The sequence below is a fragment of the Chelativorans sp. ZYF759 genome (assembly GCF_012911015.1).
Taxonomy (GTDB): Bacteria; Pseudomonadota; Alphaproteobacteria; order Rhizobiales; family Rhizobiaceae; genus ZYF759.
The window spans coordinates 229,591-242,045 of the sequence record NZ_WVVV01000006.1 but is presented as its reverse complement, the minus strand read 5'-3'; the positions used below and the strand labels follow the sequence as shown (position 1 = coordinate 242,045).

Here is a 12,455-nt window from a genome sequence, read left to right as displayed (position 1 = left end):
GCAGCCGGCAAGATTGCGGCTGGGGCCGCTGGGATTGGACTGAGATGGCGATACTCAAGGTCGACGGCAACGAGATCGAAGTACCCGATCACTACACGCTGCTTCAGGCGGCGGAAGAAGCAGGCGCGGAAGTGCCGCGCTTCTGCTTCCACGAGCGCTTGTCGATCGCCGGCAATTGCCGCATGTGCCTGGTAGAGGTGAAGGGCGGACCGCCCAAGCCGGCTGCTTCCTGCGCCATGGGCGTGCGGGACCTGCGTCCCGGTCCGAACGGCGAAGCCCCCGAGATCTTCACGAACACACCAATGGTGCGCAAGGCGCGCGAAGGCGTGATGGAGTTCCTGCTCATCAACCATCCGCTCGATTGCCCGATCTGCGATCAGGGCGGCGAGTGCGACCTGCAGGACCAGGCCATGGCCTATGGCGTGGACGCCTCGCGCTTCCACGAGAACAAGCGCGCGGTGGAAGACAAATATATCGGGCCGCTCGTCAAGACGATCATGACGCGCTGCATCCATTGCACGCGCTGCGTACGCTTCACGACCGAGGTGGCCGGCATCTCCGAACTCGGCGCCACCGGGCGCGGCGAGGACATGGAGATCACCACCTATCTCGAACAGGCGATGACGTCGGAGCTTCAGGGCAACGTCATTGATCTGTGCCCGGTCGGCGCGCTGACCTCGAAGCCCTACGCCTTCCAGGCGCGGCCGTGGGAACTGACCAAGACCGAATCGATCGACGTCATGGATGCGGTCGGCTCGGCGATCCGGGTCGATACGCGCGGCCGCGAGGTCATGCGCATCCTGCCGCGCATCAATGACGCGGTGAACGAGGAGTGGATCTCCGACAAGACGCGCTTCGTCTGGGATGGGCTGCGCACCCAGCGCCTCGACCGCCCCTATGTCCGACGTCAGGGCAAGCTTGTTCCGGCGACCTGGTCGGAAGCCTTCGAGGCAATCCGCACTTCCGTGTCCAAGGCCGGTGCCGACCGTATCGGCGCCATCGCCGGCGATCTCGCCAGCGTTGAGGAGATGTTCGCCCTCAAGCAGCTCATGGGCTCGCTGGGGTCGGCCAATATCGACTGCCGGCAGGATGGGACGGCGCTCGACCCTGCGATGGGCCGTGCAAGTTACATCTTCAACCCCACCATCGAAGGCATCGAAGAGGCCGACGCGCTTCTCATCATCGGCGCCAACCCGCGCTTCGAGGCCTCCGTCCTCAATGCGCGCATCCGCAAGCGCTGGCGTATGGGCGGCTTCCCCGTTGGCGTGATCGGCGAGGTCGGCGATCTGCGTTACGACGCGGAGATGCTGGGTGCCGGTCCCGAGACGCTGAAGGACCTTGCGGAAGGCGGTCACAAGTTCCTGTCCGTGCTCAAGAAGGCCAAGCGGCCGATGATCATCGTCGGGCAGGGCGCTATCGCGCGTCCCGACGGCGCGGCCATACTGGCGCTTGCCGCCAGCATCGCGCAGGCCTGCAAGGCAGTCACCGCAGACTGGAACGGTTTCGGCGTGCTTCACACCGCTGCCGCCCGCGTGGGCGGCCTCGATATCGGTTTCGTGCCGGGCGAGGGCGGCAAGAACGTTGCGGCAATGATGGGCGGTCTCGACGTGCTCTTCCTGCTCGGTGCCGACGAGATCGACATGGACGCCGTAGGCGCGGATGCCTTCGCGATCTACGTGGGCACGCATGGCGATTCCGGCGCGCACCGCGCGGACGTCATCCTGCCCGGCGCGACCTACACGGAAAAATCCGGTACCTATGTGAATACCGAGGGTCGCGTCCAGATGACCAATCGCGCGGGCTTTGCGCCGGGCGATGCCCGTGAGGACTGGGCGATCCTGCGCGCGCTGTCTGACGTGCTGGGTCACAAACTGCCCTTCGATTCGCTCCAGCAGTTGCGGGCCGAACTCTATGGACAGTACCCGCATCTGGCGCGGGTCGACCAGATCGAGGCTGGCGAAGCCTCGCATGTGGCGGTGCTCGGGACGAAGGCCGGGAAAATCGGCAAGGCTTCGTTTGCATCGCCGGTGAAAGACTTCTATCTGACGAACCCGATCGCACGGGCCTCGGCCATCATGGCCGAATGTTCAGCGCTCGCGCGGGGCGGGTTCAAGCAGGCGGCCGAGTAGGGGACAGGCAAGAAACGATGGATTCCTTCTTCTCCATATATGTCTGGCCCGGGCTCCTGATCCTGCTGCAGTCTGTGCTGCTTCTGGTGGTCCTGCTGGTCCTGATCGCGTTCCTGCTTTACGCGGACCGCAAGGTCTGGGCGGCCGTCCAGCTGCGCCGCGGTCCCAATGTCGTCGGCCCGTGGGGGCTGCTGCAGTCCTTCGCCGATCTGCTCAAGTTCGTCTTCAAGGAGCCGGTCATCCCGTCCGGTGCCAACAAGGGCGTCTTCCTGCTCGCGCCCCTTGTCGCCGCGGTTCTGGCCATGGCGACCTGGGCCGTGATCCCGGTCGACTATGGTTGGGTTATCGCCGATATCAATGTCGGGATTCTCTTCATCTTCGCCATCGCCTCGCTCGAGGTCTACGGCGTGCTGATGGGTGGCTGGGCCTCGAACTCCAAATATCCGTTCCTGGGCGCGTTGCGCTCGGCGGCGCAGATGGTGTCCTACGAGGTCTCGATCGGCTTCGTCATCGTGACGGTGCTCTTGGCCGTCGGCTCGCTCAACCTGACGCACATCGTGCTGGCCCAGGAGGTGGGCATCGGCACCTGGCTCGGCCTGCCATCGTCCTTCCTCGACTGGCACTGGCTGGCGCTGTTCCCGATGTTCATCGTGTTCTTCATCTCGGCGCTGGCCGAGACGAACCGTCCACCTTTCGATCTGGTCGAGGCCGAATCGGAACTCGTCGCGGGTCACATGATCGAATATTCCTCGACGCCGTTCCTGCTGTTCTTCCTGGGCGAGTACGTTGCCATCGTGCTGATGTGCGCGCTGACGACCATCCTCTTCCTGGGTGGCTGGCTGCCGCCGGTCGACATCGCGCCGTTCAACTGGCTGCCGGGCGTGTTCTGGTTCGTCTTCAAGGTCGTCATGGTGTTCTTCATGTTCGCCCTCGTGAAGTCGTTCGTGCCGCGTTTCCGCTACGACCAGCTGATGCGTCTGGGCTGGAAGGTGTTCCTGCCGCTGTCGCTGTTCATGGTCGTGGCAACCGCAACGGTCCTCAAGCTTTGGGAGCTGCTGGTCGCATGAGTGCTGGCGTGATCGGAGCGCTGATCGGGTTGGTGGTCGCAATTGTCGACCTCGTCCTTCTGCGTCTCCTGGCAAGCCGCGTCTCGCTGGCGGATACGAAGAAGGTCCTGAACCTGGCCGGGTTCAGCCAGCTGTTCCTGCTTCCGGTGGCCGGCTGGCTCATCGGCCACTACGCATTTGGAGAATGACGATGTCTGCTCTGGCACAGGCCGCGAAGTCGCTGCTGCTGATCGAGTTCGTCAAGGCGATCGGGCTGTCGATGCGGCAGTTCTTCGCGCCGAAATATACGGTCAACTATCCTCACGAAAAGGGGCCGATCAGCCCACGTTTCCGCGGTGAGCATGCGTTGCGTCGTTACCCCAACGGTGAGGAACGCTGCATCGCCTGCAAGCTGTGCGAGGCGATCTGCCCCGCGCAGGCGATCACCATCGAGGCCGGCCCGCGTCGCAACGACGGCACGCGGCGCACGGTGCGCTACGACATCGACATGGTGAAGTGCATCTATTGCGGCTTCTGCCAGGAAGCCTGTCCGGTCGACGCCATCGTCGAGGGCCCCAATTTCGAATTCGCGACGGAGACGCGCGAGGAGCTCTACTACGACAAGGACAAGTTGCTGGCCAATGGCGACCGCTGGGAGCGCGAGCTGGCCCGCAATCTGGAGATGGACTCGCCCTACCGCTAGGGCATTTCACGGCCTCCCGAGGGGGGCGCTAATGAGTGTGGACGGGCCGGAACGGCTCGTCTAAGAGACACGCGACCGCGCGCGCCACAGGCAGGCGCAGCGATCGCAGGAGGCAGGGCGCGCCGCGCCGCTGCCAAGGCAAACCGGGGGAACCCATGCTGACAGGACTAGAGGCGATCTTCTTCTATCTGTTCGCCTTTGTCGCGGTTGGAGCCGCGTTCATGGTGATTGCATCGCGCAATCCCGTGCATTCGGTGTTGTATCTGATCCTGACCTTCTTCAATGCCGCCGCCCTCTTCTTGATGACGGGTGCCGAGTTCCTCGCGCTGATTCTGATCGTCGTTTATGTCGGTGCCGTGGCGGTACTGTTCCTGTTCGTGGTCATGATGCTCGACGTGGACTTCGCGGGCCTCAAGCGCGGTGCGCTTCAATACGCGCCGGTCGGCGCGCTGGTGGGCATCATCCTGGCGGCCGAGCTGATCGTGGTTCTGGGCGGCTACACCTTCTCGCCGGAGCTCGCCGTCGAGATTTCGCGGCCGACACCTTCGCCGCTCGAGCGCCAGAACACCCAGGCCCTCGGCGATATTCTCTACACGGACTACATCTACTTCTTCCAGATTGCGGGCCTGATCCTGCTGGTTGCCATGATCGGCGCCATCGTGCTCACCCTTCGTCACAAGGAAGGTGTCAAGCGCCAGGACATCGCCGCGCAGGTTGCGCGTTCGCCGGAAACGGCCATTGAGGTCCGCAAGGTCGAAACGGGCAAGGGGCTCTGATCATGCTGGTCGTCGGCATTTCGCATTATCTCACAGTCTCCGCGCTTCTGTTCACCATCGGCGTGTTCGGCATCTTCCTGAATCGCCGCAACGTGATCGTCATCCTCATGTCGATCGAACTGATCCTGCTCGCGGTGAACCTGAACTTCGTGGCCTTCTCGGCCCAGCTCGGCGACATGGTCGGGCAGGTCTTCGCCCTGTTCGTCCTGACGGTTGCGGCGGCCGAAGCCGCCATCGGACTTGCCATACTCGTCGTCTTCTTCCGCAACCGCGGTTCGATCGCGGTCGAGGACGTCAACATGATGAAGGGCTAGGGGACAGCCATGTACCACGCCATTGTCTTCCTGCCCCTTCTGGGCTTCCTGATCGCGGGCCTCTTTGGCCGTTCGATCGGCGCCAAGGCATCGGAATACGTCACTTCGGGCCTGATGGTGATTGTCGCCGTCCTGTCCTGGATCGCCTTCTTCAGCGTCGCGATGGGGGGCGGAGGATCCTTCACCGTGCCGGTGATGCGCTTCATCGATTCGGGCGATCTGTCGGCCGCCTGGGCCTTGCGGATCGATACGCTGACGGTGGTGATGCTGGTGGTGGTCAACACCGTCTCCGCCCTGGTGCACATCTATTCGATCGGCTACATGCACCACGACCCGCATCGGCCACGCTTCTTCGCCTATCTGTCGCTCTTCACCTTCGCCATGCTGATGCTGGTGACGTCCGACAATCTCGTCCAGCTCTTCTTCGGCTGGGAAGGCGTCGGTCTGGCCTCCTATCTGCTGATCGGGTTCTGGTACAAGAAACCATCGGCCAATGCCGCCGCCATGAAGGCCTTCATCGTCAACCGTGTCGGCGATTTCGGCTTCGCGCTCGGCATCTTTGGCGTCTATGTGATGTTCGGCTCGGTGCAGTTCGACGTCATCTTCGCCGAAGCGGGCGCCATGGTGCAGAACTTTGCCAATGGCGACACAGGCGACGTCGTCATGAATTTCCTCGGCATGGCGCTCGACAATTCGGGCGCGATGACCACGATCTGTCTGCTGCTGCTCCTCGGGGCGATGGGCAAGTCGGCGCAGGTCCCGCTGCACACGTGGCTGCCCGACGCCATGGAAGGCCCGACGCCAGTCTCGGCGCTGATCCACGCCGCAACGATGGTGACGGCCGGCGTCTTCATGCTGGCCCGTCTGTCGCCGATCTTCGAACTCTCGTCGACCGCCCTGATGGTCGTCATCTTCGTCGGCGCCATCACCGCCTTCTTCGCCGCGACGGTCGGCCTGGTGCAGAACGACATCAAACGCGTCATCGCCTATTCGACGTGCTCGCAGCTGGGCTACATGTTCGTTGCGCTGGGCACTGGTTTCTATGGAGCGGCAATCTTCCATCTCTTCACCCATGCCTTTTTCAAGGCGCTGCTCTTCCTCGGCGCGGGATCGGTCATCCACGCGGTCTCCGACGAACAGGACATGCGCCGCATGGGAGGGCTGAGACGGCTTATCCCAAAGACCTACTGGATGATGATCATCGGTACGATCGCGCTCACCGGCGTGGGCATCCCCCTGACCGTGATCGGCACGGCCGGCTTCTTCTCCAAGGACGCGATCGTGGAGGGCGCATTTGCCGCCAACAGTGCCATGGCCACTTTCGCCTTCGTCCTGCTGGTTGTCGCCGCCGTTTTCACCAGCTTCTATTCCTGGCGGTTGATCTTCATGACCTTTCACGGCAAGCCGCGCGCGTCCGCGGACGTCATGCACCACGTGCATGAATCGCCGCCCGTCATGCTGGTGCCGCTTTACATCCTTGCCGTCGGCTCGCTGTTTGCAGGCTTTGTCTTCAAGGAGTATTTCGTCGGTCATCATTATGATGGCTTCTGGCAGGGCGCGCTGTTCACGCTGCCGGACAACAACATCCTGCACGAGTTCCACTATGTGCCGGTCTGGGTGGCGGCATCGCCCTTTGCCGCGATGGTCGTGGGCTTTCTGGTCGCCTATGAGTTCTACATTCGCAGGCCCGACCGGCCGCGGGCGCTCGCCAAGCAGCACCGCGGGCTCTACGCCTTCCTTCTTAACAAGTGGTATTTCGACGAACTCTACGACTTCCTGTTCGTGCGTCCGACGATGCGGCTCGGCCGTTTCCTCTGGAAGAAGGGCGATGGCTGGGCGATCGACGGATTTGGCCCGGATGGCGTGTCGGCCCGAGTGCTCGACGTGACCAACCGCATCGTCAAGCTGCAGACGGGATATCTTTACCACTACGCATTCGCGATGCTTATCGGCGTTGCCGGGCTCGTGACCTGGATGATGCTCGGGGGATTCTTCTAGACCATGACCGACTGGCCCATTCTCTCCACGGTCACGTTCCTGCCGCTCGTCGGCGCGTTCCTGATCATGCTGATCCGGGACGAAGGGGAAGCCGCGCGCCGCAATATCCGCAATGTCGCGTTGCTGACGACCGCCTTCACCTTCGTTCTGTCGCTCTTCATCTGGATCGGATTCGATAACAATTACGCCGGTTTCCAGTTCGTGGAGAACGTGCCGTGGCTTGATTCCGGCATCAACTACCACATGGGCGTGGACGGCATTTCGATGCTGTTCGTCATCCTGACGACGTTCCTCATGCCGCTGTGCGTGCTGGCCAGCTGGACCTCGATCCAGAGCCGCGTCAAGGAGTACATGATCGCGTTTCTGATCCTGGAAACGCTGATGATCGGCGTCTTCTGCGCCCTCGATCTCGTGCTCTTCTACGTCTTCTTCGAGGCGAGCCTCATTCCGATGTTCATCATCATCGGGGTGTGGGGCGGCAAGCGACGGGTCTACGCCTCGTTCAAGTTCTTCCTCTACACGCTGCTCGGTTCCGTGCTGATGCTGCTCGCCATGATGGCGATGTTCTGGCAGGCCGGCACGACCGACATTCCGACGCTGCTGACGCACGAATTTCCTGCCGGCATGCAGCAATGGCTGTGGCTTGCCTTCTTCGCGTCCTTCGCCGTGAAGATGCCGATGTGGCCGGTCCACACCTGGCTGCCGGACGCCCATGTCGAGGCCCCGACGGCCGGTTCGGTCATCCTGGCCGCGATCCTGCTGAAGATGGGCGGCTACGGCTTCCTGCGCTTCTCGATCCCGATGTTTCCGGATGCCTCGCTCTACTTCCAGCCGCTGATCTTCACGCTGTCGGTGATCGCGATCGTCTACACCTCGCTCGTCGCCCTCATGCAGGAGGACATCAAGAAGCTGATCGCCTATTCCTCCGTCGCCCATATGGGCTTCGTGACGATGGGCATCTTCGCGATGAACCCGGAAGGCATCCAGGGCGGCATCTTCCAGATGCTGAGCCATGGCCTGATCTCGGGCGCGCTGTTCCTCTGCGTCGGCGTCATCTACGACAGGATGCACACGCGCGAGATTTCGGCGTTCGGTGGCCTCGTCAACAACATGCCGATCTACGCGGTCGTGTTCCTGATCTTCACGATGGCCAATGTCGGCCTGCCGGGCACTTCCGGCTTCGTGGGCGAGTTCCTGACCCTCGTGGCGGTTTTCCAGGTCAATACCTGGTTTGCCCTCGTCGCCACCACGGGTGTGGTTCTTTCGGCGGCCTATGCGCTCTGGCTCTACCGGCGCGTGGTGTTCGGGCCGCTGGTCAAGGACGGGCTGAAGGGTCTGGCCGATCTCAACACGCGCGAGAAGGCCATCATCTATCCGCTGGTTCTTCTCGTCATCCTCTTCGGTGTCTATCCCGCGCCCGTCTTCGACGTGACGGCGGCCTCGGTGGACGCGCTTGTCAACAACGTGACGCTGTCGCTGGAAGGCGCCCAGAGCGCCGCCGCGCAGCAATAGGGTCTGGTCCATGACGACGGCAGAACTCAATTCCAGCATCGTCCTCGCCGCGCCGGAGATCATCATGGCGGTCGCCGCGATGGCGCTGCTGATGATCGGCGTCTTCTCGGGCAGGCGGGCGAACACCACGGTGACTGGCCTTTCGGTGGCCGTGCTTATCGGCGTCGGGGGCTGGGTGCTGTTCCTGTCGGGTGACGGTCAGGCTTTCGGAGGCGCTTTCGTCAACGACGATTTCGCGCGCCTGTTCAAGCTGCTGGTGCTGATCGGCTCGGTGGTGACGCTCGTCATGTCGGTCGGGTTCGCCAAGGCCGAGAAGTTCGACAAGTTCGAATATCCCGTGCTGATCGTGCTTGCTACGCTGGGCATGTTGCTGATGGTCTCGGCCAACGACATGATCTCGCTCTATCTGGGGCTGGAACTGTCGTCCCTGTCGCTCTATGTGGTCGCAGCCTTCAACCGCGACAATGTCCGCTCGACCGAGGCGGGCCTCAAATACTTCATCCTCGGCGCGCTCTCCTCGGGCATGATGCTCTACGGCATCAGCCTCATCTACGGTTACACCGGCAACACCAATTTCGAGGCCATCGCTGCGGCCCTGACCGGCGGCGAGCGCCAGCTGGGTCTGGTTTTCGGCCTCGTCTTCCTGATGGCAGGTCTGGCTTTCAAGATATCGGCAGTGCCATTCCATATGTGGACGCCCGATGTCTACGAAGGTGCGCCCACCCCGGTGACGGCCTTTTTCGCGGCCGCTCCCAAGCTTGCCGCCATGGCGCTTCTGGTTCGTGTGACGGTCGGTGCCTTCGAACCGATCACGCCCGATTGGCAGCAGATCGTCGTCTTCATCTCGATCGCCTCGATGCTGCTCGGCGCCTTCGCGGCCATCGGCCAGACCAACATCAAGCGTCTGATGGCCTATTCCTCGATCGCCCATATGGGCTTCGCGCTGGTCGGCCTGTCGGCCGGGACTGCGGAAGGCGTGCGTGGCGTCGTCATCTACATGCTGATCTATCTGGCCATGACGCTCGGCACCTTTGCCGTCATTCTGGCAATGCGCCGACGCGAGGGTAATGTCGAGCAGATCGAGGATCTGGCGGGACTGTCGGAAACCAGCCCGATGATGGCCACGCTGATGACGATCATGATGTTCTCGCTGGCCGGCATTCCGCCCCTGGCTGGCTTCTGGGGCAAGTGGTACGTCTTCCTCGCGGCAATCAACGCCGAACTCTATGCGCTTGCCATCATCGGCGTGCTCGCGTCGGTGGTTGGCGCCTACTACTATCTTCGTATCATCAAGATCATGTGGTTCGACAAGCCGGTGGCCGCCTTCGAGCCGATGGCCGGCGAGTTGCGCCTTGTTCTTGGAGCGTCCGGCATCTTCGTGCTCTTTTACGTGCTGGTGGGCGGTCCGATCGCGGCGGTCGCCGAGGCGGCGGCCCTGTCCTTCTTCTGACGCGGCGTGATGGGTTTCACGCTCGCGCCCGGCGCCATACAGAAGGGGTACGCTCTCAGGGTCTTCGATGCGGTGGGTTCCACCAATGCGGAAGCGCTGGAGCAGGCGGCGGCGGGCGTCGTTGGCCCGGTCTGGTTCGTGACAGACAACCAGACGAGCGGTCGCGGACGTCGCGGTCGTCCCTGGCAGGACGGTTCGGGAAATCTCGCTGCAACGCTTCTGCTGGTGATGCCTGCAGATCCGGCGCGCGCGGCGACTCTCGGCTTCGTGGCGGGTGTGGCGCTGACGGAGGCGCTGCGTGCCGTTTTGCCGAACGAATCGAGAGTGCGGACCGCGCCGGATGGTGCGGACCTCGCTTCGGGGCGCGGGCGCCTCGTCGTCAAATGGCCGAACGATCTGCTTTTTGACGGAGGAAAGATCTCCGGCATCCTGCTGGAGACGCGCTTCAGGGCGGATGGCAGCCTGGCGCTTGCCATCGGGATCGGCGTCAACGTGGTCAGCCACCCGGAGGGATTGCCCTATCCCGCGACGTCGCTTCGGGCACTGGGTTCCAGCGGCACCGCGGCCGATCTGTTCCTGGCTCTTTCGGATGCCTGGGTCGTCGCCTACGATGCCTGGGAGCAGCCTTCCGGGCTGATGGAGATTCGCAGGCGCTGGCTGGAGAGTGCGGCAGGCACAGGGACACCCGTCTCGGTCAATCTTGGGGAACGCATCCTCAGGGGGACCTTCGAGACCATCGACGAACAATGCCGTTTCGTGATCCGGACCGAGGATGGTTCGACCGAGACGATCGCGGCCGGCGACGTCCATTTCGGGACAGTCGCAACCGTCGCCAACAATTGAGAGAGTGAGAATACATGGTGTCCAAGGACAATGCCGAGCTGGTCTTCTGTCCCCTAGGCGGGGTGGGCGAGATCGGGATGAATTTTGCCCTTTACGGCTTTGGCCCTGCGGCCAAGCGACAGTGGATGATCGTCGATTGCGGCGTGACCTTTCCTGACCTGACGCTCCCGGGCGTTGACCTCGTCCTGCCCGATATCCGCTTTATCGAGGAACAACTGGAGAATCTGGCCGGAATTGTTATCACTCACGCTCACGAGGACCATTACGGCGCGCTGCTGGATCTCTGGCCGCGCCTGAAGGTGCCGGTGTGGATGACGCCTTTTGCCGCGGGTATGCTGGCTTCCAAGCGCGAGGGTGAAGCCGGCGCGGCGAAAGTGCCGGTCAACATCTACGAGGCAGGCCAGCGCTTCAAAGTCGGGCCTTTCGACATCGAGGCGATCGCCGTCACCCACTCCATTCCCGAGCCGGTGTCGCTGGCCATCCGGACCCCGCTCGGAACCCTGCTTCACACCGGCGACTGGAAGCTCGATCCCGAACCCGAGATCGGCCCGCTTACCGACGAGGCGCGGTTCCGTGCGCTGGGCGACGAGGGCGTGCTGGCGATGATGTGCGATTCCACCAACGCGCTGCGCGAAGGTGAATCGCCGTCCGAGAAGGCCGTCAGCCGCGGCCTGCAAGAGGTCATCGAGGCAGCCAAGCATCGGGTCGTCGTCACCACATTTTCCTCCAATGTGGGGCGCATCCGTTCCATTGCCGAGGCAGCGCGCGACGCGGGCCGGCAGGTTCTGGTCCTTGGCCGTTCCATGCATCGGGTCATCTCCGTGGCCGAGGAGCTCGGCTACATGGAGGATCTGCCACCCTTCCTGTCGGAAGAGGATTATGGCTACGTCCCGCGCGAAAATGTCGTTGTCCTGTGCACTGGAAGCCAGGGCGAGGACAGGGCAGCGCTCGCCAAGCTCGCCCGCGACGAGATGCGTAACGTCGCGCTGGCGACGGGCGACACGGTGGTGTTCTCCTCGCGTGTCATCCCCGGCAACGAGAAGGCCATCCTCGAGATCAAGAACCAGTTGATCGATCGCGAGATCAAGGTGATCGAGGACACTGACGCGCTCATTCACGTCTCGGGCCATCCGCGCCGCATCGAGCTGAAGCAGATGTATGAGTGGGTCCGCCCGCACATCCTCGTTCCTGTTCACGGCGAGGCGGCGCATCTGGCCGGCCAGGCCGAACTGGCGCGCCAGTCCGGCATCGCGCGGCCCATTCAGGTCCGCAACGGCGACCTCCTGCGAATTGCCCCGGGCGATCCGGGCATCATCGATCGAGTTCCCTACGGTCGCATCTTCAAGGATGGCCGCATCATCGGCACGGAAGAAGCGGTGGGCGTGCGCGACCGGCGCCGCCTGTCCTTCGCCGGCCATGTTGCGGTCAATGTCGTGCTCGATGATCGCTATCAGATCGACGGCGATCCCGACATTGTCGCGATCGGACTGCCCAAGGCGGATCAGAGGGGCGAGAATATCGAGGAGCTGATGCTTGATGCGGCAATCGGCGCGATTGAAAGCATCCCCCGTGTCAGGCGAAAGGATCTGGACCTCGTCTCGGAGGCCGTACGTCGTGCCGTGCGCTCTTCCGCCAACGAGGCCTGGGGCAAGAAGCCCATCGTGACGGTTTTCGTCACCTGAGC

The 12,455-nt window shown here is 62.9% G+C and carries 11 protein-coding genes; all 11 read left to right on the top strand.

Going from position 1 to position 12,455, the window contains the following annotated elements:
* Positions 1-44 precede the first annotated feature (44 nt).
* Positions 45-2,129, top strand: coding sequence for an NADH-quinone oxidoreductase subunit NuoG (nuoG, locus tag GRZ55_RS12345; protein WP_169287227.1), 2,085 nt, complete (start codon positions 45-47; stop codon positions 2,127-2,129).
* Between the two features lie 17 nt (positions 2,130-2,146).
* Positions 2,147-3,196 (top strand): NADH-quinone oxidoreductase subunit NuoH, encoded by a 1,050-nt coding sequence (gene nuoH, locus GRZ55_RS12340; RefSeq protein WP_169287226.1) that lies wholly within the window; start codon positions 2,147-2,149, stop codon positions 3,194-3,196.
* Positions 3,193-3,384 (top strand): hypothetical protein, encoded by a 192-nt coding sequence (locus GRZ55_RS12335; RefSeq protein WP_169287225.1) that lies wholly within the window; start codon positions 3,193-3,195, stop codon positions 3,382-3,384. Before nuoH ends, GRZ55_RS12335 begins: the two co-directional genes overlap by 4 nt.
* A 2-nt stretch (positions 3,385-3,386) precedes the next feature.
* The gene (gene nuoI / locus GRZ55_RS12330; RefSeq protein WP_169287224.1) at positions 3,387-3,878 is read left to right on the top strand and encodes an NADH-quinone oxidoreductase subunit NuoI; all 492 of its coding nucleotides are present in this window, start codon (positions 3,387-3,389) and stop codon (positions 3,876-3,878) included.
* Positions 3,879-4,033: 155 nt separating this feature from the next.
* Positions 4,034-4,654, top strand: coding sequence for an NADH-quinone oxidoreductase subunit J (locus GRZ55_RS12325; protein ID WP_169287223.1), 621 nt, complete (start codon positions 4,034-4,036; stop codon positions 4,652-4,654).
* Between the two features lie 5 nt (positions 4,655-4,659).
* A complete protein-coding gene (nuoK, locus tag GRZ55_RS12320) occupies positions 4,660-4,968 on the top strand; it encodes an NADH-quinone oxidoreductase subunit NuoK (protein ID WP_169287325.1) in 309 nt (102 codons plus the stop codon).
* Between the two features lie 9 nt (positions 4,969-4,977).
* A complete protein-coding gene (nuoL, locus tag GRZ55_RS12315) occupies positions 4,978-6,966 on the top strand; it encodes an NADH-quinone oxidoreductase subunit L (protein WP_169287222.1) in 1,989 nt (662 codons plus the stop codon).
* 3 nt (positions 6,967-6,969) lie between these two features.
* Positions 6,970-8,478, top strand: coding sequence for an NADH-quinone oxidoreductase subunit M (locus GRZ55_RS12310; RefSeq protein ID WP_169287221.1), 1,509 nt, complete (start codon positions 6,970-6,972; stop codon positions 8,476-8,478).
* Between the two features lie 10 nt (positions 8,479-8,488).
* Positions 8,489-9,928, top strand: a complete 1,440-nt coding sequence (nuoN, locus tag GRZ55_RS12305) for an NADH-quinone oxidoreductase subunit NuoN (protein ID WP_169287220.1) — start codon at positions 8,489-8,491, stop codon at positions 9,926-9,928.
* A 9-nt stretch (positions 9,929-9,937) separates the two neighbouring features.
* The gene (locus tag GRZ55_RS12300; RefSeq protein ID WP_169287219.1) at positions 9,938-10,771 is read left to right on the top strand and encodes a biotin--[acetyl-CoA-carboxylase] ligase; all 834 of its coding nucleotides are present in this window, start codon (positions 9,938-9,940) and stop codon (positions 10,769-10,771) included.
* A gap of 14 nt (positions 10,772-10,785) precedes the next feature.
* The gene (locus GRZ55_RS12295; protein ID WP_169287218.1) at positions 10,786-12,453 is read left to right on the top strand and encodes a ribonuclease J; all 1,668 of its coding nucleotides are present in this window, start codon (positions 10,786-10,788) and stop codon (positions 12,451-12,453) included.
* The last annotated feature ends 2 nt before the right edge of the window (positions 12,454-12,455 follow it).

What these genes read in the sequence shown, in the direction of transcription:
- nuoG (WP_169287227.1), top strand. Translation starts at nt 45, where the DNA reads ATGGCGATACTCAAGGTCGACGGCAACGAGATCGAAGTACCCGATCAC.
- nuoH (WP_169287226.1), top strand. Translation starts at nt 2,147, where the DNA reads ATGGATTCCTTCTTCTCCATATATGTCTGGCCCGGGCTCCTGATCCTG.
- GRZ55_RS12335 (WP_169287225.1), top strand. Translation starts at nt 3,193, where the DNA reads ATGAGTGCTGGCGTGATCGGAGCGCTGATCGGGTTGGTGGTCGCAATT.
- nuoI (WP_169287224.1), top strand. Translation starts at nt 3,387, where the DNA reads ATGTCTGCTCTGGCACAGGCCGCGAAGTCGCTGCTGCTGATCGAGTTC.
- GRZ55_RS12325 (WP_169287223.1), top strand. Translation starts at nt 4,034, where the DNA reads ATGCTGACAGGACTAGAGGCGATCTTCTTCTATCTGTTCGCCTTTGTC.
- nuoL (WP_169287222.1), top strand. Translation starts at nt 4,978, where the DNA reads ATGTACCACGCCATTGTCTTCCTGCCCCTTCTGGGCTTCCTGATCGCG.
- GRZ55_RS12310 (WP_169287221.1), top strand. Translation starts at nt 6,970, where the DNA reads ATGACCGACTGGCCCATTCTCTCCACGGTCACGTTCCTGCCGCTCGTC.
- nuoN (WP_169287220.1), top strand. Translation starts at nt 8,489, where the DNA reads ATGACGACGGCAGAACTCAATTCCAGCATCGTCCTCGCCGCGCCGGAG.
- GRZ55_RS12300 (WP_169287219.1), top strand. Translation starts at nt 9,938, where the DNA reads ATGGGTTTCACGCTCGCGCCCGGCGCCATACAGAAGGGGTACGCTCTC.
- GRZ55_RS12295 (WP_169287218.1), top strand. Translation starts at nt 10,786, where the DNA reads ATGGTGTCCAAGGACAATGCCGAGCTGGTCTTCTGTCCCCTAGGCGGG.